Origin of the sequence: Fulvimarina fulva (assembly GCF_039652615.1) — a bacterium.
GTDB lineage: Bacteria > Pseudomonadota > Alphaproteobacteria > Rhizobiales > Rhizobiaceae > Fulvimarina.
In genome coordinates, this window is sequence record NZ_JBDJAC010000001.1 from 111449 (window position 1) to 132965 (window position 21517).

Annotated in this window: 15 protein-coding genes and 1 tRNA gene; 10 read left to right on the forward strand and 6 right to left on the reverse strand. The window is 61.0% G+C overall.

Annotated elements, in window-relative coordinates; all coding sequences use genetic code 11:
• Positions 1–124: 124 nt before the first annotated feature.
• Positions 125–3955 (reverse strand): peptidoglycan-binding protein, encoded by a 3831-nt coding sequence (locus ABDX79_RS00480; protein ID WP_346218300.1) that lies wholly within the window; start codon positions 3953–3955, stop codon positions 125–127.
• Between the two features lie 309 nt (positions 3956–4264).
• Between ABDX79_RS00480 and ABDX79_RS00485 the strand changes: the two genes are divergently transcribed.
• Together ABDX79_RS00485 and ABDX79_RS00490 are read left to right on the forward strand one after the other, a co-directional pair.
• The gene (locus ABDX79_RS00485; protein ID WP_346218301.1) at positions 4265–4738 is read left to right on the forward strand and encodes a MerR family transcriptional regulator; all 474 of its coding nucleotides are present in this window, start codon (positions 4265–4267) and stop codon (positions 4736–4738) included.
• Between the two features lie 239 nt (positions 4739–4977).
• Positions 4978–6186 carry an acetyl-CoA C-acetyltransferase gene (locus ABDX79_RS00490; RefSeq protein ID WP_346218302.1) on the forward strand — a complete coding sequence of 403 codons (1209 nt, stop codon included), beginning with the start codon at positions 4978–4980 and terminating at the stop codon, positions 6184–6186.
• A gap of 45 nt (positions 6187–6231) precedes the next feature.
• On the opposite strand, the gene ABDX79_RS00495 is transcribed toward ABDX79_RS00490, so the two are convergent.
• Positions 6232–7020: an EAL domain-containing protein gene (locus ABDX79_RS00495; protein WP_346218303.1), complete on the reverse strand. Its 789-nt coding sequence runs from the start codon at positions 7018–7020 to the stop codon at positions 6232–6234.
• A 143-nt stretch (positions 7021–7163) separates the two neighbouring features.
• Here ABDX79_RS00495 and ABDX79_RS00500 point away from each other — a divergent pair, with 143 nt between their 5' ends.
• Positions 7164–9359, forward strand: a complete 2196-nt coding sequence (locus tag ABDX79_RS00500; RefSeq protein ID WP_346218304.1) for a 3-hydroxyacyl-CoA dehydrogenase NAD-binding domain-containing protein — start codon at positions 7164–7166, stop codon at positions 9357–9359.
• Between the two features lie 571 nt (positions 9360–9930).
• The gene (locus tag ABDX79_RS00505) at positions 9931–11127 is read left to right on the forward strand and encodes an SH3 domain-containing protein (protein WP_346218305.1); all 1197 of its coding nucleotides are present in this window, start codon (positions 9931–9933) and stop codon (positions 11125–11127) included.
• Positions 11128–11468: 341 nt separating this feature from the next.
• Here the strand turns inward: ABDX79_RS00505 and ABDX79_RS00510 are convergent, their stop codons facing one another.
• The gene (locus ABDX79_RS00510) at positions 11469–12512 is read right to left on the reverse strand and encodes a YihY/virulence factor BrkB family protein (protein ID WP_346218306.1); all 1044 of its coding nucleotides are present in this window, start codon (positions 12510–12512) and stop codon (positions 11469–11471) included.
• Between the two features lie 382 nt (positions 12513–12894).
• Here ABDX79_RS00510 and ABDX79_RS00515 point away from each other — a divergent pair, with 382 nt between their 5' ends.
• Positions 12895–13545, forward strand: coding sequence for a S24 family peptidase (locus tag ABDX79_RS00515; RefSeq protein ID WP_346218307.1), 651 nt, complete (start codon positions 12895–12897; stop codon positions 13543–13545).
• A gap of 11 nt (positions 13546–13556) precedes the next feature.
• Positions 13557–14234, forward strand: a complete 678-nt coding sequence (locus ABDX79_RS00520) for a thermonuclease family protein (protein WP_346218308.1) — start codon at positions 13557–13559, stop codon at positions 14232–14234.
• A gap of 3 nt (positions 14235–14237) precedes the next feature.
• Here the strand turns inward: ABDX79_RS00520 and ABDX79_RS00525 are convergent, their stop codons facing one another.
• Positions 14238–15887: a lysine--tRNA ligase gene (locus ABDX79_RS00525; protein ID WP_346218309.1), complete on the reverse strand. Its 1650-nt coding sequence runs from the start codon at positions 15885–15887 to the stop codon at positions 14238–14240.
• A 238-nt stretch (positions 15888–16125) separates the two neighbouring features.
• Between ABDX79_RS00525 and ABDX79_RS00530 the strand changes: the two genes are divergently transcribed.
• A complete protein-coding gene (locus tag ABDX79_RS00530; RefSeq protein WP_346218310.1) occupies positions 16126–16539 on the forward strand; it encodes a tellurite resistance TerB family protein in 414 nt (137 codons plus the stop codon).
• A gap of 27 nt (positions 16540–16566) precedes the next feature.
• Here the strand turns inward: ABDX79_RS00530 and ABDX79_RS00535 are convergent, their stop codons facing one another.
• Positions 16567–17283, reverse strand: a complete 717-nt coding sequence (locus tag ABDX79_RS00535; protein ID WP_346218311.1) for a transporter substrate-binding domain-containing protein — start codon at positions 17281–17283, stop codon at positions 16567–16569.
• A 398-nt stretch (positions 17284–17681) separates the two neighbouring features.
• On the opposite strand from ABDX79_RS00535, the gene ABDX79_RS00540 reads away from it, so the two are divergent.
• Positions 17682–19562: a glycosyltransferase gene (locus ABDX79_RS00540; protein WP_346218312.1), complete on the forward strand. Its 1881-nt coding sequence runs from the start codon at positions 17682–17684 to the stop codon at positions 19560–19562.
• 623 nt (positions 19563–20185) lie between these two features.
• The gene (locus tag ABDX79_RS00545; protein WP_346218313.1) at positions 20186–20467 is read left to right on the forward strand and encodes an acylphosphatase; all 282 of its coding nucleotides are present in this window, start codon (positions 20186–20188) and stop codon (positions 20465–20467) included.
• An 18-nt stretch (positions 20468–20485) separates the two neighbouring features.
• On the opposite strand, the gene lipB is transcribed toward ABDX79_RS00545, so the two are convergent.
• Positions 20486–21289 carry a lipoyl(octanoyl) transferase LipB gene (lipB, locus tag ABDX79_RS00550; RefSeq protein WP_463671088.1) on the reverse strand — a complete coding sequence of 268 codons (804 nt, stop codon included), beginning with the start codon at positions 21287–21289 and terminating at the stop codon, positions 20486–20488.
• 129 nt (positions 21290–21418) lie between these two features.
• On the opposite strand from lipB, the gene ABDX79_RS00555 reads away from it, so the two are divergent.
• A tRNA-Leu gene (locus ABDX79_RS00555) sits at positions 21419–21503 on the forward strand.
• Positions 21504–21517: the final 14 nt, after the last annotated feature.

Sequence of the window (21517 nt, forward strand, 5' to 3'; positions counted from 1 at the left end):
GGCGATACAGGCTCACATAGGCCGCAGCCGGGAAAACAAAGGGCTTCGCACGTCATCGCGCGAAGCCCTCGGCATTGTCAAATGTCTTCGCGCCAAACTGTGGCGTCGCGCCCGTTCTGGAACGTCAGCCGTCCTTGCGATCGAGGAGTGCCCTGATCAGCGCTTCGTCGATTTCGCCGGTTGCGGCAAGACCGGCATCCTTCTGGAAATCCATGATGGCGCTGGTCGTGCGATCGCCGATGAGACCGTCCGGCGGCCCTGCGTCATAGCCAAGCTTGCCGAGGATCGCCTGGATATTGCGGATCGCGCGATTCATGTCGATCGAGGCGGTCTTCGTCGGCTTTGGAGCGGCCGCTGCCCAGTCCTTCGGGATATCGACGGTGTTGGCGATTTCGGACCGGTTCTTGACCTTGAAGTTGGCAACCGCAGCTTTCGCCTCGGTCAGCTCTTCCGGCGAAAGTGACTTCGCGACTTCGTCACGCTTTTCCTGCGCGTCCTTGTCGCCGCTTTCGCCGACGATCGAGAACCACTTGTAGGACTCGGTGAGGTCCGGATCGACGCCGGCACCGCGTGCATAGAGGATCCCCAGATTGTACTGGCTGTCGGTCATGCCGTGATTGGCGGCCTCGATGAACCAATCGGCAGCCAGCTTCGGCTCCGATTTGCCGTCGACGCCGGTTGCGAAGAGGACGGCGAGATTGTGCATGGCGCGGACATTGCCGTTTTCGGCAGCCTTCAGATACCAGTCACGTGCCTTGATGGTATCTCGCTTGACGCCGTTGCCCTTCTCGTAAAGCGTTCCAAGGCTGTACTGCGCGGGGGCGAAATCGAGCTCAGCGGACCGCTCGAACCACTCGGCCGCCTTGGTCGGATTGGAACTGACGACGCGACCTTCCATGAGGCGAAGGCCGAGTTCGAAAAGGGCTTTCGCATCGCCGGACGTTGCCGCGTCGAGCAGCGGCTGTGAGCCGATTCCTTCGGGGAGGGATGCGACCTGATCGCCGTAATCGGCCGCGTTGCTCGCAGCGATTGTAGGGCCGACCTGAGCGATCTCGGCGTTTGGCTTGAAAGAGGCGGGGCTGACGGCCGAAGTCGACTGCGCGACGTCCGCCAGGGGTTTCTGCTCGGCGGGCTGGCTGTTCGCGATCTGCTGCTTCGGCTTGTCCGAAATGCCGATGACCGGTGCGGCGCTTTCTGCCTTGGCGGTTTGCGCCTTCTTGGCGGTTTCTTGAGCCGCTGCGGGCGCGTCGTTCCTGGCAACGCCCGTCGCCTCCGGTGCTGCAACGTCGGCAATAACGTCGTCCGAAGAGAAGAGGTTGGTCTTCTCCGCTATGACCTTGCCGACCGGCAGTGCCAAAAGGGCGAGAAGCACGGCGCTGGCGGCGAGCATGATCGGCTTGCGGCGACGTGCGATCGCGTTCGACATGCCGCCCATACGGTTGTCTTCGGCGGGATCGTCGTTCAAGCCTTCCGCTTCTTCGGCGGCTGCCATCGCGGCGCGACGCGCGGCGGCGATGAAATCGGCCTTTGCGTTTTCGTCCGTCGTGGCTGACTTGGCTTCAGCCTTTTGGTTTCGCACACGCTCTAGAAGTGCGGCGATGTCGGGTCCGCCGGAGCCGATGGCGAGGGGGCGGTTTGCCTCCTGGCTTTCAAGAGCGTCTGCCGCATCGAGCGTCGGGTGTTCGTGCGGCTCTGACGCAGCCGGCTCCGGGCGCTCGCCCTCGTCGCTGTCGTTATCGCTCCAGCGCGTGCCGGCCGCTTCATGGCGATGATCCTCTTCGCCGCGCTTCTTGAATTTGCGCGACAGAAGCGCTCTCAGACCGCTCGGGCTTCCCGACGCATTGGCTTCTGCGAGACCATCCCCATCGTTCTCAGGCGCCGGATCGCTCGCGTCAGCGCTCGTGACCGGCGGCGCGTAGGTCGCACGTGCCGCGTAACCGGTATCGGCCGCGTTCGAAGCGGTCTGCTTTTCGCCCGACTTCGAATGATCGAAGTCGCGTTCGATCGCGTCGATCCGATCGACAAGGCGGCTCAGAGCCGCGTTGACGGCTTCGTAGAAATCCGTCGAGCGAACCTTGTTGTCATTCGAAAGGCTCTGCAGGCGGACGAGTTCGTCCGTCAGGCGTGTGACGTGTTCGCTCTGGGCGAAATCGCCCTGGGCGAGCATCTGGCGTACAGCTTCGTCCGCCGCGCTCTTGGCAGCGAAGAAGATCTGCTCGGCATTCTCTTCCACCTTGCGTTCGAGTTCGCCGAGCCGGCGTTCCATATCGGCCGGAATGCTGAAATCTTCAGAGCTCAGAAACTCGGTGAGGCGACCGACCTGGCTCTCGAGATTGGCAATGGTCTCAGCGTCTTCATAGGGCTGTGCCAGTTGGGTCTCGATGCGCTCGGCCAGCGAGGCAAGGCGGCTTTCGATCGCCGCCATGTCCTTGTGGGACAGGCTGTTCTGCTCGCTCAGATCGTCGAGCCGCTCGTTGAGGCGGCTGATCTGCCCGGCGAGGACGTCGTTTTGTTCGCTGTCGCCCATCGTGTCGAATCGGGAGGTCAGCTCCGCCAGCTTTTCGGTCAGCAGCGAGACGCTGCCGTCGGAGGCGATATCGTCGACCCGTTCTGCAAGAGCGTGCATCCGCGCCTCGATCCGCTCGATCGGCGCGATGTCGATGGACGGAGGATTGGTCGCTAGAGTCGCGATCGCCTGGGTGATTTCCTCGAGACGGTCCTCGATATTGGCGAAGCGCTCCGAGCCGCGATCGTCGGACACCATCTGTCTGGAAAGCGTTTCGACGAAGTCGGACAGATCTGCAATCCGGCGATCGAGTCCGTCGAAGGGGAGGGTGCCCGGAAGCGCGACGAGGGACTCTTCCAGTTGCGCGATGCGATCGCCGATCTTGGCAATCGTCGCCTCGGTTTCATGGCGGGTGGTGAAGCGCGCCTCGACGCCTTCGAAAACGGATTCCGCAGCCTGCCGCGAATGCTCCGACGAAAAGTCATGCATCTGATCGCGCAGCTTGGCCATTTCGGCCATCATCCGGTCCGTCAGTTCGGTGGTCCGATCACGGCTTCCGATCTCTTCGACGAAACGCTTTTCGAAATCGGTCCAGCGTTGTTCGACGGCTCTCAGATGATCTTCGCTGGCAAGCGAGGAGAGCGATGCGCGCAGGCGCTCGATCTCCGCCTTCAGCTCGGCTCGCTCGTCGGCCTCGGGAGAATGATCCTGATGTCTCCCTTGGGCCCCGACGAAGCGCTGCTGCTCCTTAACTCCCTGACGCCGCGCGAGGAAATTGTCGATGTCGTCGAGCTGCGCCCGCATGTCGTCGACGATCGAGCCGTCGATTCCACTGCGCCCCATCTGATCGAGTCGATGGTGGAGGCGTGAGATTTCGGCACGCACGATCGATGGTCGCGCATTCTGGGCGATCGCGCTTTGCAGATCTGCGAGCGCTTCACGCATGTCTTCGACCTGCTCGGACACATCCGAGGATAGATTACGGGAGAGTTCAGCGCGCAGGCGCTGGAGTTCGGACTTCAGATCGCTGACCGAACCCTCGCCGCGCGTCGTGCCGTTCCTGCTGCCTCGTGGGTCGGCGCCGTAGACACCGCCGTTGTCGTTGGGTCTGCCGGCCTTTGCGCCTTTGTCCGACGACCGCGCCATGGGCCGGAATTGACCGCCTGGCTGTTCGTCGAGCAGCTTCTGGCGCATGACGATCTGCGACACGGCATCGGCAAGCTCAGGCCGCCGTCCGGTCGAGCGGCTTTGGGGCGGACGCCTCTGTGTTCGCCCGACAATGTCTTGAATCTGCAGTGGTCTGGAGGAGGGGCCGCCGGTGCTCCGGGATTTCGTGACGCGATCAAGCCGATCTTCGAGTGCTTCCAACGTACGGCTGAGGTCTGCGAGTGCCGCATGCCCCTTGCCGCGCTGCCGGCCACCCGAATCGTAACTCATAAGTTCAGCCATATCGCTATCCCGGTCGGTCTGTGCTGACGTCGCGCAAAAACGCCCGCATCAACGCGTTCGAACTGCCGGCCGACTTTCACTCAACAGGGTTAACGACCCGTAAATGTTGTCGCGCCTTGTCCCAGGCTACGATCCAGGGCCGGTGCGAGGCTTGTCCTGCGATTGTGGAGGACCGGAACGGCGCCTTAAATTGACGTAAGGAAGCCATTTGCTGGCTTGTTTTTCCACGTCTCCTAACGATATGCGGAAGAAGGTCATAGATGAACTAAGTTAGCCTGTGGGCTGGAAAAACACCGTACGGAAATCAAAATGTCACTAGCACAGAAGACCCAACAGCCGCTCGGAGACGAGACCGGCGCCGACGTCAATTTCCTGCTTGGAATAAAAGAGCATGAGGGCGCTGAGCGTGATGTTTATCGAATCGGTGATCTTGCACGGGAATTCGGTGTCACGCTCCGGACGCTTCGCTTCTACGAGGACCGTGGTCTGCTCAGCCCTGAACGGCGCGGTACGACCCGTCTGTACAGCCGCAGGGATCGCGCGCGCTTGCGCCTCGTGCTCCTTGCGAAGGTTCTCGGCTTTTCGCTGACGGAAGCCAGACAGCTCATCGATCTCTACCACCAGCCGGATGGCAAGCGGAAACAGCTCGAACTGGCTCTGGAGCGGTTCAACGAACAGCAGGTCATTCTGCAGGAGCAGAAGCGCGAGATCGAGGATTCCATCGCTGCGATGGATCTGACGATCAAGGTCGCCCGGGAACGGCTGGCCGAAATTGGTGATTGACCCATTCAGATCCGGGGTGATCGGAAATCCGTCATTGGAGCGATCCTGCTAGCAGAGGTTTCGAGACCCCAATTTCATGCGGAAGTCCGCAGGACGGTTGACGTTTACGTCAATGGAAGATACGTCATGGGAAAAGCGGCTTCGCGCCTAGCGAGGCCGTTTTCCTGTCTTTGGATATCGTATTTGCAGCGGATCCGTCCTCTGGCCGGAGCCGCCGATGAGCTGGAGGAGGCTCTATCATGGGTGAGGCCTATATCTTCGATCACGTTCGAACACCGCGCGGGCGCGGCAAGAAGGACGGGGCTCTTCACGAGGTGCCTGCTGTCCGTCTGGGCGCTCGGGTTCTCGAGGCGCTGCGCGATCGCAACGGCGTCGACACCGGCAAGGTCGACGACATCATTTTCGGCTGCGTCGATCCGGTCGGCGAGGCTGGTGCCGTCATCCCGAAGGCATCGGCCTTCGAGGCCGGCTATTCGTTCTCCGCGCCCGGCATGCAGATCTCGCGGTTCTGTGCCTCGGGTCTCGACGCGGTGAACCTGGCCGCGGCCAAGGTTGCCCAAGGTGCGGACGATCTCGTGATCGCCGGCGGCGTCGAGTCGATGTCGCGCGTCGGCATGGGGATGTCCGGTGGCTCCTGGTTCATGGACCCGTCGGTCGGCATCCCGTCCTATTTTATGCCGCAGGGTGTCTCTGCCGATCTCATCGCGACGAAGTACGGCTTCTCCCGTGACGATTGCGACGCCTTTGCCGTCGAGAGCCAGAAGCGGGCCGGAAAGGCCTGGGCCGATGGGCGCTTTGCCAAGTCGGTTATTCCGGTCAAGGATCAGAACGGTCTGACGATCCTCGATCGAGACGAGCACATGAGGCCTTCGACGGACATGCAGTCGCTCGGTAGCCTCAATGCGTCCTTCGCCATGCCGGGCGAGATGGGTGGCTATGACGCGGTCGCGCTCCAGGCTCATCCCGAGGTCGAGGCCGTCAATCACGTTCATCACGCCGGCAACTCGTCGGGCATCGTCGATGGTGCGGCAGGTGTTCTCATCGGCTCGGAAGCAGCCAAGGACATGCTCGGCGTTCGGCCGCGCGCCAGGATCCGGGCCTTTTCCAATATCGGGTCCGATCCGGCACTGATGCTCACTGGCCCGGTGGACGTCACCGAGAAACTGCTTGCACGCTCGGGCATGACCCTCGGCGATATCGACCTCTTCGAGCTGAACGAGGCCTTCGCGGCCGTCGTTCTGCGCTACGCCCAGGCCTTCGACATCGATCCCGCCATCTTGAACGTCAATGGCGGCGCGATCGCGATGGGGCATCCGCTTGGTGCGACTGGGGCGATGATCCTCGGCACCGTGCTCGACGAGCTGGAGCGCCAGGACAAGCAGACCGCGCTTGTCACGCTCTGCATCGGCGCCGGCATGGGAACGGCGACGATCATCGAACGGGTATGAGCTGGCGGAATGAGACCGTTTAAGCCTCTTTGGGAGGAGGCTCGCTCAGGCGCAGGCTTGAGCGAGCGGGGCGACTGCCGACGTGTCCAACTCGATCTGGATCGGCGGCAGCGTTTCGAAAGCCGGCTTGGCGATAAAGTAACCCTGGAAAAGATTGACACCGGCGGCCTTCAGGGCAGCGAATTCGGCGGCTGTCTCGATACCTTCGGCGAGCACCGTGATGTCGAGTTCCCTCGCAACATAGAGGATCGCCGACAGGATCGCCTGGCGGGCGGGGCAGTTATCGACACCTCGGACGAGCTTCATGTCGATCTTGATGAGGTCGGGCTGGAAATCGGCGAGAAGTCCAAGGCCGGCATAGCCTGCGCCGAAGTCGTCGAGCGCAGTGATAAATCCCTGGCGGCGATATTCGGCGATGATCGTCTGAAGATGGCCAACATCCGTCATCTCTTCCGACTCGGTAAATTCGAACATAACCGCGTCGAGCGGGAAATTATACTTGCGCGCCGCCGAAAGCGTTGCCCTGAGGCACGCGGCCGGCTCGTAGACCGCGTTGGGAAGGAAATTGATGGACAGGTGGAGACCGGGAGACGGGAAAAGCCGGGCGGCAAGCTCGATCGCTTTGACGCGGCAGGCCTGGTCGAACCGGTATTTCTGCTCCGCGGAGACGCGGCTCAGAATGGAATAGGCGCCTTCGCCCGCCAGTCCGCGGATCAGGGCCTCATATCCCCAGACCCGACCCATCTGCGTGTCGATGATCGGCTGAAATGCCATCGAAAATTGAAAATCGAGTGGCGCGCTTTGCTTGCAGCCCGCGCATCCGGATTCGGACATCACGTCCTCCTGCATGTTTCAAATCTGGCATGACAATGGATGCGAGGAATTGATCTTAACTTAACGCAAGCGTGCGCCCGCCCCGCGAAGTCGCTGATTATAGGAAGAAAACCGTAGCCGGTTAATGGTAAGGTGAGGAAAAGATGAACTACAAGAATCTCGAAGTCGATCACGGTACCGATGGGATTGCCGTCATCACCTGGGACATGCCCGATCGCTCGATGAACGTCTTTACCGAAGAGGTGCTCGACGAAATCGAGGCGGCGTTCGATTGGCTTTCCGGCGATGATGCGGTCAAGGGCGTGGTCATCACCTCGGGCAAGGCCGGATCGTTCACGGGCGGTGCCGATCTCAACATGCTTCGGCGGATGAACGAAGCTTATGAGACAGAGCGCAAGAGCGGCGAGGAAGCCGCGATGCAGGCTCTGTTCGACCGCGCCGGTCGCATGACCTGGTTGTGGCGCAAGATCGAAACATGCGGCAAGCCCGTGGTCGCGGCGATCAACGGCACCTGCATGGGCGGCGGCTTCGAACTCGCGCTGGCCTGCCATGGCCGTGTGGCGGCACCGAAGGCAAAGCTCGGTCTTCCGGAGGTGAAGGTGGGGATCTTCCCCGGCGCGGGCGGTACGCAGCGTGTGGCCCGTCTCACCGATACCCAGTCGGCGCTTCAGATGCTGCTCAAGGGGTCGACGCTCAGCGCCGACAAGGCCAAGAAAATGGGGCTGATCGACGAGGTTGCGGACGGCGATCTCATCGATGCGGCAAAGGCGATGATCGCTGGGGGGCTTTCGGCCGAAAAGCCTTGGGACAAGAAGGGCTTCAAGCTGCCTTCGGGTGCGGTGTATTCGCCGCAGGGTGCACAGGTCTGGCCGGCGGTCGCTTCGCTTTATCGCAAGGAGACCTACGACAATTACCCGGGTGCCCGCGCGATCATCAAATGTGTCTATGAAGGCCTGCTCGTTCCCTTCGATACGGCCCTGAAGATCGAGCAGCGCTATTTCACCGAGGTCATCAGGACCAAGGAAGCAGCGATGATGATCCGCTCGCTGTTCGTGTCCATGCAGGCGCTGGGCAAGGGCGCGCGGCGTCCCAAAAACGTGCCGGCGACGGATCTCAAGACCGTCGGCATCATCGGTGCGGGCTTCATGGGCGCCGGTGTGGCCTTCGTTTCGGCTCAGGCGGGCCTGAACGTCGTTCTGGTCGATCGCGATCAGGAGACGGCGGAGAAGGGTAAGGCCTATTCGAAGAAGCTGATCGACGGCATGATCGAAAAGAAGCGCCTTGGTACGGAACAGGGCGAGGCGATCCTGTCGCGGATTACCGCGACGGCCGACTACGAAGCCCTGCGCGAGGCCAAGCTTGTGATCGAGGCCGTCTTCGAGGATCGCGACGTGAAGGCCGAGGTTTCCAAGAAGGTTGCTGCCGTTCTCGGTGAGGATGCGATCTACGCCTCGAATACCTCGACCATCCCGATCTCGACGCTGGCAGATGCCGCGCCGGACGCGAAGCGGTTCATCGGCATCCATTTCTTCTCGCCGGTCGACAAGATGGCGCTGACAGAAGTCATCCTCGGCGAAAAGACCGGGGAAGAGGCGCTCGCGGTTGCGCTGGACTATGTTCGCGCGATCAAGAAGACGCCGATCGTCGTCAACGATACGCGAGGCTTTTTCGCCAATCGCTGCGTGCTTCGCTACATGAACGAAGCCTACGACATGCTCGTCGAAGGGGTGCCGCCGGCCATGATCGAGAACGCCGCGAAGGCTGCGGGCATGCCCGTCGGCCCGCTGGCGCTCAATGACGAGGTGGCCGTCGATCTTTCCGAAAAGATCATGAAGGCGACCATGCGCGACATGGGTGAGGATTCGGTCGATCCCGAGCACTACAAGCTGGTGACGTCGATGACGGCGAGCGGCCGGCTTGGGCGCAAGGCGGGCAAGGGCTTCTACGACTATCCTGAAAAGCCGGCCAAGAAGCATCTCTGGCCCGAGCTGAAGACGCTCTATCCGCAGAAAGCGGCCGACGAGGTGGACTTCGACGAACTGAAGAACCGTTTCCTCGCGACCATGTCTCTGGAAGCGGCGCGCACGATGGAGGAGGGTGTCGTCGTCGATCCGCGTGAGGCCGATGTCGGGTCGATCCTCGGGTTCGGTTATGCGCCCTATACCGGAGGAGCGATCAGCTATATCGACGGAATGGGAGCATCTTCCTTCATCGACATGTGTGCGGGTCTCGCCGAAAAATACGGTGAGCGTTTTGCGCCGACACCGCTGTTGAAGGAAATGGCATCGGCTGGCGAAACCTTCTACGGCCGGTTCGGGAACGACGCACAACAGGCTTGATAGCAGCACATCACAAGTCGATAGTGCGGGGCGCGTCACCGATGAAGCCGGTGGCGCGCCCCAATCGTTTGTGCGGGGCAGAGATGGTCTGGCCAATAGGGGTAACATCTCGCTCCCATCTTTGTGAAAGGGTGGTGCAAACTGCCTTTCATACGCCTTTGAAAGCGTTTTCAGCGAGCGCAAGATGCCGAATAATTGCGTGACGTCCCGGGTGCCATCGTGCGGCGAAACATAGACTTCGAGCGTGATGCTGTTTCTCGCTTTTGACAAATCTCGCTAACGTCCTTTCTGCCTGATCGCGCGGCGGGCGAGACGGTCCAGACCTGACCCCAGGCTGAACCGTTCATCTTTGAAAGGGTGGCGTTTGCTTCGCTCAATGTGCGAATATTCGGGAACAGGAGCAATCCAATCTGTTCCAAATCGATACAGTAAAATCACCTTATTATTTGGTGAAGTTGTTCACTTGCCTCGCCGTTGCGAGCCGGGTCGGACCCGTTTGATTCAACGGGACCGGTCAGGAGGGCGCGCCATTGGGGCCAGGTGTTCGCGGCAGGCATGGGGTGCTGACGGGATGAGTAAGCCAACGCTGGGTGGAACAGGTCGCCCCAACGAGGAGATGATCCGGGACCGGCTGAGAAACCGCAGAAGCCTTTACGAGCTCAAGCGCGCGTCGAGCCCTTCCTATCGGCGTTGGGGGCGGTCCTTCTTCGAGCAGGCCGAAGACGTGTCCCGGGCCGCGCCGATCTGGCAGCGATATCCGATCTATGGCTTTCTCGCCGGAACGCTCTGCCTCGCCGTCCTCTTCGGCGGGGCAGCCGTTTTGGCGGCGAACTGGACGAGCCTGTCCAGCGGTGTGGATGTCGGGCGGTATTGGACTGCCATCTGGCAGGACGAGGACACCGACACTGTCGCCGCGAATTCGGTCGCACTGACGATCGCTTCCGCCGAAACCGGTCTGCGCTCCGAAGGGGGCAGTGAGCCGCCTATGGACGCAGACGAGTCGGCGTCGTCAACGGATGCAGCCGCAGCATCAACGCCGAAAAGTGAGACGCCTGCAAACCCAGCGGTCGCGGGGGGCTCGCTACTGGATGTGCTGGAAGGCGTCGAAACCGAAAGCGCTTGGGGAGCGATGGCGCCCGCAAAGCCGGTCGATGCGCTGAGCGAGAGTCAGAGCCAGATTATCGTGACCGATGTCCCGTCCGATCTTGGCGTCGATCAGGATCTCATAACCGGAAGTCTGAAGCCGGCGACGAGCCAGCCGAGCGTTGCATCCCTGCTCGACCGCGCTCGGGATATCGAAGCGCGTATGGGGGCTGTCTGGCCCGGTTTCATATCCCAGGTCGCAGCCGGGATCGAAGCACCGAATGGAAGCGAAGCGCTGTCGGAGCCCATTCAGTCTGACGATCGTGTCGGGGAGACGGCTATTCCTGTGCCCGAATTCAAACCCCTTCCGAATTCCCGCTCCGGCGAAAGAGCTGACAGCATGGGTGCTGGCGCGATCCCCTCGGCCTCGCCTTCAGGTGACCGATCAACGAAAGCCGTGCAACCGGGTGTGGCGAACGCTTTTGTCAACATGCGCAATGCGCCGGAAATGGAAGCCGGTATCCTGACCGTAATTTCCCGTGGGGAGCCACTGGATGTCCTTGCTTGCGATGCCTGGTGCAAGGTCCGCCATGGGGGCACCGAAGGTTTTGTCTACGCAACCTTTGTCGACATCGACTTACCTGAGGGCGTGGTGATGGGGCAGGTGGAGGCCGGCTCTCGCTGATTTTGCGGGCAGCATCAGCGCGCAAATCGAAATCGGTTCACAGGCTGATGGGTGCATTCGAACAGCGAGGTCGTCCCTGTGCGGCCATTTGGGCGCATGGCGATCCAGGCGCTATTCACATTGCACGGTCATGTGCGCTCGCTTGGTACTGATTGGCAAATATCGTTGCCGCGCCGGGCGACTTGGCCGACAGGCGGGGCTTTCCCTTCTCGCCAGACGCTTCCATACGAAATCCGTTTGATCGCTTCGCGATAACGGATTTGAAAACGTGTCTGCGTGGCTTGGGGCTTCGGTACCATCCCGGACTTATCGCACGGCGCTGTGAGCAGCCGGATACGGTATCATCCGAACAATCCCTTCTTTTCGGCGGTCGGTTCCTTGGTGCGCCGGGTGCTCTGGCCAAGCGTATCGGCGACACGGGCACCCCGCGTGCCTATAGGTGTCGGCGCATCGGCCGTGGTGTCATAGGCGGTCTGATGTTCCATCTCCGCATTCACCTCGGCACCGATGATGAAGATGACGGAAGACACCCACACCCACATCATGAAACCGATGACGGCGCCAAGCGAGCCGTAGGTCGCGTTGTAATTGGCGAAATTCTGAAGATACCAGGAGAAGCTGATCGAGGCGATGAGCCAGACGAATGCTGTCAGAAACGCCCCGCCGATCACCCATTTCCAGCTCGCTCGATTGCGGCTTGGCCCGTATCGATAGATTGCCGCGATCGCGGTGACGATCAACAGGAAAACCACCGGCCAGCGCATGGCTGCGATCAGGAACTCGGTAAAGGTTTCTAGGCCGAGCACGCTCATGATGGCCGGGATGACGCCGATTGCCGTGATCAACACGATGCCGACGATGATCATGCCGATCGTGAAACAAAAGGCGACGGCGTTGAGCTTGAGAAAGCTGCGTTGCTCGGTCTCGCCGTAAGCGACGTTCATCGCCTCGAACAACGTCTTGATGCCGTTGTTCGCACTCCACATCGCAAACAGAAAGCCCGTGATGAAGCCGACTGAGAGCGAGGCCGGATTCTGATTGGCCAGAGTATCGAGCTGGCTTTCCAGAAGCTGGGTACCCGCCTGGGGAAGGAACTGTCCGATAAAGGCGATATGATCGGAAATCGTCGCGGGATCGCTCACGAAGCCATAGAGCGAGACGAAGACGGCAAAGGCCGGAAAGAGCGCAAGAAGAAGGTAGAAGGTTGCGCCGGCCGCGATCAGCATCACCCGGTCTTCGAAGAAAGAGTTGTAAAGCCTGAGAAGGATGTCCTTCCAACCCTTGGCAGGAATATCCAGTGGTCCTTCCGCGTCCCGGCCCCGCCCTGGTTCGTTCGCTCGCCGACGTGTTTCTTCATTCGTATAGGGACTGAAACGTCCGACCATTGCGTTCCCAAATGCTCTTTCTTAGGCCGGAAAAGCCAAGTGACATAATCGTTTGAATGCGGCAGATGGGATCGAGTTCCCTTCGCGCTCCTGCGCTTAGCGTCCTTCAAGGTCCGAGGCGACCATGACGAGCGCAGGACAACGTCGCGTGACGATGTCGCTAAAGAGGCTCTGCTGATCTCCTATCCTCAACAATCAGAGGCGCCGACCACGCCTGAATTTCGTCTTGTCACTATCGACAAGAGCGCTTCCATGACGTTGGCGAGACGATAAAAGCTTGGCTTTCACCTGTATACGAGGCTAGCCTGATGGACAGCGTTCGAAGAAACGCTTATTGCAATAGAGGATAATTTTCCTTTCGAGGCGTTGGTTGCGAGACCCAATGTTTTCACATGAAGAAGTCTGGTCGGCGATCGACGCTTTGGCCAAGCGGCATGGTCTCACCCCTTCGGGCCTTGCTCGAAAGGCAGGCCTCGACCCGACGACGTTCAACAAATCCAAGCGGATGAGTTCCGATGGTCGGCCGCGCTGGCCGTCGACGGAGTCTCTGTCGAAGATCATCGAAGCGGTCAATTCGTCTTTCACGGACTTTGCGCAGCTCATGTCCGGCAAGGCGACCGATGTCGAGGCTCGCTCTCGCGATTCGGCTGTCACCGTGCCACTTCTCGGGCTCGCCGAGGCGGGCGCGGGCGGCTTCTTCGACGATGCCGGGTTTCCAGCCGGGCACGGTTGGGACGAGATCACGCTTCCCGATGGCGCCGGCGAGCCGATGTATGCCCTCGAGGTTTCCGGCCGGTCCATGGAGCCGGCGTACCGCGAAGGAGACCGGATCATCGTGTCGCCAACGGCCTCGGTTCGTCGCGGGGACCGGGTGGTAGTGAGAACTCGTGAGGGAGAGGTCATGGCGAAAATCCTTCAGCGGCAGACGGCACGCACGATCGAACTGTCGTCGCTCAATCCGGACTTTCCGCCTCGACAGTTCGCCGTGGAAGATATCGACTGGATGGCCCGCATTCTGTGGGCAAGCCAGTAAGCGTCGCGCCCATGCGACGGTTTTATTCGTTTCTCGCAACGGCCCTCGGCCTCGTCATCGTCGTCGCAGGCCTGTTTGCGCTCGTTCCCGCTGATATCGCCGATCAGAAGAATGCCGGCGACATCGAGACCGGTGACCCCGGCAGCGGCGCAGGCGAGGCGAACGAGGAAAGTCGCGATGAGGCGCAGCCTCCGGTGCAGTCCCGGACCATCGAGGGACGCCGGCCTGAAGGTAAGCCCTTGCAACCGCTGCGCCGTGTCGCACCCCGAGAGCCGCTTTCCAAGCTGGCGGCGCCGAAAAGCGAGCCGGAGTCCATTCAGCAGCGTCTGCTTCCGCGACCGATTGCCATCGATGCCGGTCATATCAGGATCGATCGGGCGATGATCGTTCTTCCCGGGATCGACGCGCCAGCGGCGGACGCACGCTGTGGACAGGGTGCTGGTGAATGGCCCTGCGGCACACGGGCGCGGACCGCATTGCGTGCCTATCTGCGCGGGCGCTCGGTGGAGTGCATGGCCCCGCGCGATTTCGGCGAACGCGAAGAGACCGTAACGTCGTCCTGCACGCTTGCCGGCGAGGATATCGCGGGCTGGATCGTGTCGAACGGCTGGGCCAAAGCTGTGCCGGACGGGCCCTATACAGATCTGGAGTCCAGCGCCCGAAAGGCCGGGCGCGGGATCTGGAAATAGCCTTTAAGTCGCTCCCGCGAACTTGCCGGCCAGCGCGTCCTCGATCATCGCGCGGGTTTCGGAAATGCCGTAGAGCGCGACGAAGGACCCGAAGCGCGGGCCTTTCTCCTGGCCGAGCAGCACCTGGTAGAGCGCCTGGAACCACTCGCCCGACACGCCAGGTCCGCCATCGGGACCGGTCTTCTTCTTGTCCTGATAGCGTTCAATCGGCCGGGCGACGTCCAGAAGCGCGTTCTGGATGGTCGCGGCGTCCGCATCCCGTGGCAGCTCCGCCAGCTTCCCATCGAGCTGTCGAAGAGCGTCCTGCTCGACCTCGTCGGGTGCGCGGAACTTTTTCGTCGGTTTGACGAAGTCGTCGTAATAGCGGATCGCATAGGTCACGAGCTGATCGAGCTCGGGGTCGCTTTGAGGCGTCACGCCCGGATAGTAGCGGGAGATGAAGCCCCAAAGCGTTTCGGCGTTCGCCGCATTCGAGGCCGAAACCAGATTGAGCAGCATGGCGAAGGGCACCTTGATGCCTTCCGTCGGCGGATTGCCCGAATGGATGTGCCAGACCGGGTTCTGGAGCTGCTGTTTCGCGTCCTGCCGCTGATAGGCCGAGACGAACTGGTAATAATCGTCGACGGCTTTCGGAATGACGTCGAAGAAAAGCTTCTTCGCCGCCTTCGGCTTGTTGAACATGTAAAAGGAAAGGCTCTTCGGCGAAGCATAGGTCAGCCATTCGTCGATGGTGAGGCCATTGCCCTTCGACTTCGATATCTTCTGGCCCCCGTCGTCGAGGAAGAGCTCGTAATTGAAGCCTTCCGGCGCGGGGTTTCCAAGGGCGCGGCAGATCTTCGAGGAGAGGTTCACCGAATCGATGAGATCCTTTCCGGCCATCTCGTAGTCGACCCCGAGCGCGGCCCAGCGAAGCGCCCAATCGGCCTTCCACTGGCACTTGACCGACCCGCCCGTGACCGACGTCTCCATCCGCTCGCCCGTGTCCGGATCGATATAGGTGACGGTGCCCTTCTCGACGTTCCGATCGACCATGGGAACCTGAAGCACCATACCGCTGACCGGATGGACCGGCAGGAAGGGCGAATAGGTTTCGCGCCGTTCCGGACCGAGCGTCGGGAGAATAATGTCCATGACGTCGTCGTAGACGGCGAGCATCTTCAGGAGTGTCTCGTCGAAGCGGCCCGAGGCGTAGTAGTCGGTCGCCGACGCGAACTCGTATTCGAAACCAAACGCATCGAGAAAGGCGCGCAGCCGTGCATTGTTGTGGGCTGCGAAAGATGCGTGTTCGTTGGAGAACGGGTCGGGGATGCGCGACAACGGCTTGCCGATATGCTGAAGCAGCATATCCCGGTTGGGAACGTTGTCCGGCACCTTTCGCAAGCCGTCCATGTCGTCGGAAAAGCAGATCAGCTTGGTCGCGATCTTGCCCTCGGTGAGCGTCGTGAAGGCATTGCGCACCATGGTCGTCCGCGCGACCTCGCCGAAGGTGCCGATATGCGGCAGGCCGGAGGGCCCGTAGCCGGTCTCGAACAGCACCGTGTCCGGCATGCCGTCTTTTTCGAACCGTTTCAGCAGCTTGCGGGCCTCCTCGAACGGCCAGGCGTTCGATTCGAGCGCGAGTTCGGCAAGGCTGGAAGCTGCGGGCGGGTTCATGGCGTTCATTTCGTCTCGATTTTGATTGGGAGCGCGGTTCGGGGCGGGCCTTTGGCGATAAAGGGCTTCCATCCTGCGCGCTTCGCAGGGTTTAGGAAGCAATCAGGGCGAACGTCAACCAGATGTTCAAATTTCCCGACATCGTCAGGACGCGATACCGACCCGCCGACCTTGTGCGCATGCACTGTGCTCCCTAGCTTGGAAGCCGAGAAACGCCGGTCGAAAGAAGGAATAGCCGATGTCCGACGGACACGCTCAGGACGCCTTGATACAGCTCATGCTCGCGGCCGCCGCAGCCGATGGTGCCATCAGCGACAAGGAGTTGCGCGAAGTCGACGAACTGATTTCGTTTCTGCCCGTCTTCGAAGGCTTCGACCGAGATCACCTTCCGGCGATCGCCGATCAGAACGCCAAGATGCTTTCGGCCGACGACGGGATCGACGCGATCGTCGAAAACCTGATCGCGAAGGTGCCGACACGGCTTTACGAAACGGCTTATGCGCTCGCGGTCGAAGTGATCTCCGCGGATGTCCGGGCAAGCCAGGCCGAGCTTCGGCTTCTCGAAATCCTGCGCGATGCCTTCGACATGGATCGACTGACCGCCGGAGCTATCGAGCATTCGGCGCGCGTCCGGTACCGCCGTCTGAACTGATCGCGCCGACGATCCTGGGCGCTAACCTTACCACGGATTGACGGGAAAATACCGCAGAAGAAGTTCGGAAAACGTGCCGTCCTCGACGATCTGGACGAGTGCGTAGTCGATCGCCTTGGCAAGCTCCGTATCCTGCGCCTGAACCGCGATCGACAGGCCTTCGCCGAGATACTGGTTCGAGAGAAACGGTCCACCGGAGAACGCACAGCAACCATCCGCCCGTTCACTCTCCAGCCAGAAGGACAGGCTGATCCCGTCGCCGAAGAATCCGGCGATCTCGCCCGACTTCACCGCGTCCAGCGCCTCGCTCCGATCGTCGTAAACACGCGTTTCCGCGTCCGGGAAAAACGCCCGGAACATTGCTTCGTGCGCACTGCCGCCGGAGACGCCGATGACCTTGCCTTTGAGGTTCTGCGTGATCGGAATCGCAATCGGATCGCTCTTGCGCGTGACGAAGCGTGCGGGGAACCGAAGATAGGACTGGGAAAACGAAAAGCGGTTCCGGCTTTCCGGATCGATCGCCAGTCCCGCGATGACGGCTTCACCGCGCCCCGCTGTCAGGGCTTCCTCCAGCTCACCAAAGGGCAGGGCTTCGATCTGGCAGACCGGAAGGACACCGAGTTCGACACAGATCGCCCGCGTCAGATCGATGTTGAAGCCGACCAGACGCCCGCGTGCATCGAGGAAGTTGAACGGCGGATAGTCCGTGGCCGTCAGGAACCGGAGGCGAGACAGATCGGGCAATTCTGGCCGAGTCAGACGTTGGCGCTGATCGATAAAACTTGGCAGTTCGACGTCTTGAGCTTGGATTTGCTCAGGTAAAGACAGAAAAGATGCCCAAAAAGCGACGAAAAGAATCGCTGATCGCAACGTAAGCGGGATAAATTCCCGTCTTGGTCTGTTCATTCGCATCCGCGTCCCATGCATCTTTCGTATCACGCTGTCGTTTCCGGCGTTTTCTCGGTGCGACCGCGATGGTTGGGTCATCGGTGGTATAATCTGTGAGCGTTGTCGAGTCTCATGCCGCAACAGAGACGCTGGACCTTTCCCGGCGCCGCACAGTGCATGCGAGACGCAAAGCGGGACGCCCTGAACCGCATGAATCCGGGAGAGACGCCTTCCATTCCTCGCGACCGGAATTTGTGTCAGATCCACTGGCATGCGCGGTTCTCGATGGGCTTGGTGTCTCACCTGCCGAAATTCGCAATGCGTCTCTCGCAGCACGACGAAATGGAACCGATGTCGCTCGCGAACTGATTTGCGAGGGCATCGTAAGGGAAGATGCGTATGCCGAGTGCGTTGCCGCTGTTCTCGGCCTTTCGTTCGAATTGCCCTCTGCAAATGATGAGATCTTGCGGCTCGGCACGGCAATCAGGCTGCCATCGGTCAGCATGCTTCGAACCTGCAATGGCGCGTCGGAGACGAAGATATTTCTCAGTCCGGCTATCGAGCAACTTCCTGCCCTCGCGCGGGAACTGACGCTCCAGACCGGCCTCGCCAAAAGCTGCCGCATTGCGACACAATCGGCCATTCGGGAAAGGCAACTCGCTCGCAGCCAGAACGAGCGCTTCGAAAAGGCCACCATGAGCCTTTCTGCGAACTCTCCGGCGCGTTCGGCGCGGATCGTCCTCACCGGGTGGCAGAGCGCCGCAATCGGCGCTGGAGCGATCCTGTTCATCTGGTGGCTGACCGTCTCCCTCCGATATCCCGTCCTGTTGTTTCATATGCTGGCCGCCGTCTGCTTCACCGCCTGGATCGTGATGCGCTTCTGCGCGGCATTGAAACGCACGGAGCCTCCTCCGGCGGACTTCTCGCAGACGCCGCAGAAACCGCCGACCTATTCGGTGGTGGTCGCGTTGCACCGGGAGCGGGAAGTCGTCGCTCGCCTGATTGCGGGGCTCGAGGCTTTGAACTGGCCGAAGTCGCGACTTGAGATTTTCCTGATATGCGAGGCCGATGACCAGCCGACGGTGTCGCTCTGCCGTCGCCATACCGAGGGCAAGCCCCAGTTTCACGTTGTCCTCGTCCCGCCCGGCGAGCCTCGAACGAAGCCGAAGGCACTCAATTTCGTTCTCCCGGTCGTCAAAGGCGACTATCTGGTCCTTTACGATGCCGAGGATGTCCCCCATCCCGACCAGCTCAACGAAGCGATGGCCCGATATCGGGAAGCACCCGCGGATGTGGCGTGTCTGCAGGCACCGCTCATCATTCGAAATGCCGGCCACAACTGGCTCACCTCGATTTTCGCGATGGAATATGCGGGCCTTTTCCGCGCCTTTCTGCCCTGGCTGGCAAGGCACAGGCTTCCCATCCCGCTCGGGGGCACCAGCAACCATTTCAAGGTTTCGAGCCTCAAGGCGGTCGAGGGCTGGGATTCACACAACGTCACCGAGGATGCCGATCTCGGTATGCGCCTCAAGCGCGCCGGGTTCGGGATCGAGACCATCACGCTGCCCACCTACGAGGATGCACCGGAAGTGCTCGCGGTGTGGGTCAAGCAGAGAACCCGCTGGCTCAAGGGCTGGGTGCAGACCTACGCGGTTCATATGCGAAACCCCACAGGCACCCTGCGCGATCTCGGCGTTCGGCGTTTCATCGTGTTTCAGCTGCTCTTTCACGGCATGGTCACGTCGGCGCTGTTGCTGCCGTTCGCTGCCGTGTTGATCGCGCTTGCGATGACGGCCCAGTGGTCGGCTGGACTGAACCGTATCGTCGGCTGGCCGATCGTGGTCCTGGATCTGTCGATTCTGGGCGGCGGGTTTTTGAGTTTTATCGCACTTGCCCTTCGCGGCGCGAGCCGCAGCGAGTGGTTTGCCTGCTTCCGCTGGCTGCCGACCGTTCCTTTGTACTGGCTTTGCGTATCATACGCCGCCTATCGGGGCCTGCTTCAGCTTTTTCACACCCCGCATGCGTGGGAAAAGACCGACCACGGGCTCGCGTCCCGAGCTGACAAGCGCGATCCGCGCCACCGGATCGAGCCGGTTTTCGACATCGTGACGCGCGGGGGACGGGTCAGCCCATAGAGCTGCGCTGAAGGGCGGCCGGTCATAGACGGTTTGTCTCTTCTGCAATGAACAGGTGCTGGCGGAGCCGAGGTAGAGGGGAAAGGCGATCGGCCTGATCGCTCAAAGCGACGCAAACCCCAAGCTTTCGCGGCAAAGGGAATGGCGCGATGCTTCTACGACGCGCGTTTGCGCGAGTGCCGGCTACTCTGGCCAACAGGCCGCCGTCAGCGTTCGAAAGATGTCGAATTACAATTCTTGAAGCGCGACGCATCGGCGTCTGAACGCAGGGCACAATTCAGCTTGCGAAGCGCCTTGTTGTCCTCGCGCAGGCGCGAGATGAGCCGAGCGACGTCGCAATCGAGAGCGGAATGATCTGAAGCCGAATGCGGATAACGAAAAGTCGGAAATTCTTCACGTCTCATGATGAACCCCTCCCATCGAAGACAACGATGTCCCTTCGTCGACATCATGGATCCTACAGCAGAATTGCACGATGTGCGAGTGGTCAGCATTCGAGTAAAGTTAAATTATTCTTAATTCTTGTTACGCTGACGATCGGTCGAAAGCTGAATACCGTCATCGACGCTTGCGATTGTGTTCCTAGATTTCAGAGCTCGAGCAGGACTTGGGAGGGTGCGGTCATGACGGATGCCGGATATCGAATTGTCGTCCACGGACGCGTTCAAGGCGTTGGCTTTCGCGACTGGACGCGGAGGACGGCCTCGGCGAACGGCCTTTCAGGATGGTGCCGCAACAGACGGGACGGCACGGTGGAAATCCTGGTATCCGGTCCTCAAGCGGCGGTTGAGGCGTTTCGTGAGGACGTGAAAGAGGGGCCTTCGGCTGCCCATGTCGAAGACATTGATGTTAGCGAAAGCGACGAACGCTTCTCGGGCGAATTCGAACTCCGTGCGACGGCCTGAAACCGTCCCCCAGACGGTTCAGACCGTGTCTGTCGTCAGTCCGAAGATCGCTTCGAAACGACGGCGAAGCAGCGTATCCACCTCGGGCATGGATATGAGATGGCCGAGATCGGCAAGGCTCGTTACGCCGTGATCGCGAACGCCGCATGGCACGATCCCCGAAAAGTGCGTCAGGTCAGGGTCGACGTTCAGGGATATTCCGTGGAACGTGACCCATTTGCGCACCCGAATGCCGATGGCCGCGATCTTGTCCTCTGCGGGTGAGCCATCGGGAAGCGGCGGGCGTTCGGGCCGTTCGACCCAGACGCCGACCCGATCCTCCCGGCGCTCTCCCTTGATGTGGAAGTCTGCAAGGGTGGCGATGATCCAGGCTTCGAGCGCGGCGACAAAGGCCCGGATATCCTGCCGGCGCCGTTTCAGGTCGAGGCAGACATAGGCGATGCGCTGGCCAGGCCCGTGATAGGTGTACTCGCCGCCCCGGCCGGCTTCGTAGACGGGAAACCGCGTCGCATCGACGAGATCGGCGGCTTTGGCTTTCGTGCCCGCTGTATAAAGCGGGGGATGCTCGATGAGAAAGACAGTCTCCGGTGCCGTGCCCGCGTCGATTCCCGCGACGCGCTGTTCCATCATCGCAAGCGCGCTCGGGTAATCGGTGAGGCCGTCGACGATTTCCCAACTGACAGGCGGCGCGCCTGCCTGGGCCGGAAAGGCTTCGGCAGTGGTCGCAAGGCGGGGGCTGGGGGAGGGCGCGGTGGCCGGCGCGATCGCAATCATGCCTGCAAGATAGGGCTCCGGGGCGCCGCGCGATAGAGCCGCCGGCAATCATTCGCCACGGGATTTGGCCGTGCCGAAAAAATCACGTCGAAAGGGATGCGGATTGCTCTTGCGGGCGGCGGGAAGTCTTGTTACATGCCCGCTCACCGAAGCAGACCAATGCTTCGGACACGGCGTGCGGTCGTGGCGGAATTGGTAGACGCGCAGCGTTGAGGTCGCTGTGGGGCAACCCGTGGAAGTTCGAGTCTTCTCGACCGCACCATTCTTTCTTCTCAT

What these genes read in the sequence shown, in the direction of transcription:
- ABDX79_RS00510 (WP_346218306.1), bottom strand. Translation starts at nt 12,512, where the DNA reads ATGGTCGGACGTTTCAGTCCCTATACGAATGAAGAAACACGTCGGCGA.
- ABDX79_RS00490 (WP_346218302.1), top strand. Translation starts at nt 4,978, where the DNA reads ATGGGTGAGGCCTATATCTTCGATCACGTTCGAACACCGCGCGGGCGC.
- ABDX79_RS00545 (WP_346218313.1), top strand. Translation starts at nt 20,186, where the DNA reads ATGACGGATGCCGGATATCGAATTGTCGTCCACGGACGCGTTCAAGGC.
- ABDX79_RS00520 (WP_346218308.1), top strand. Translation starts at nt 13,557, where the DNA reads ATGCGACGGTTTTATTCGTTTCTCGCAACGGCCCTCGGCCTCGTCATC.
- ABDX79_RS00485 (WP_346218301.1), top strand. Translation starts at nt 4,265, where the DNA reads ATGTCACTAGCACAGAAGACCCAACAGCCGCTCGGAGACGAGACCGGC.
- ABDX79_RS00515 (WP_346218307.1), top strand. Translation starts at nt 12,895, where the DNA reads ATGTTTTCACATGAAGAAGTCTGGTCGGCGATCGACGCTTTGGCCAAG.
- ABDX79_RS00500 (WP_346218304.1), top strand. Translation starts at nt 7,164, where the DNA reads ATGAACTACAAGAATCTCGAAGTCGATCACGGTACCGATGGGATTGCC.
- ABDX79_RS00480 (WP_346218300.1), bottom strand. Translation starts at nt 3,955, where the DNA reads ATGGCTGAACTTATGAGTTACGATTCGGGTGGCCGGCAGCGCGGCAAG.
- ABDX79_RS00530 (WP_346218310.1), top strand. Translation starts at nt 16,126, where the DNA reads ATGTCCGACGGACACGCTCAGGACGCCTTGATACAGCTCATGCTCGCG.
- ABDX79_RS00505 (WP_346218305.1), top strand. Translation starts at nt 9,931, where the DNA reads ATGAGTAAGCCAACGCTGGGTGGAACAGGTCGCCCCAACGAGGAGATG.
- ABDX79_RS00525 (WP_346218309.1), bottom strand. Translation starts at nt 15,887, where the DNA reads ATGAACCCGCCCGCAGCTTCCAGCCTTGCCGAACTCGCGCTCGAATCG.
- ABDX79_RS00495 (WP_346218303.1), bottom strand. Translation starts at nt 7,020, where the DNA reads ATGTCCGAATCCGGATGCGCGGGCTGCAAGCAAAGCGCGCCACTCGAT.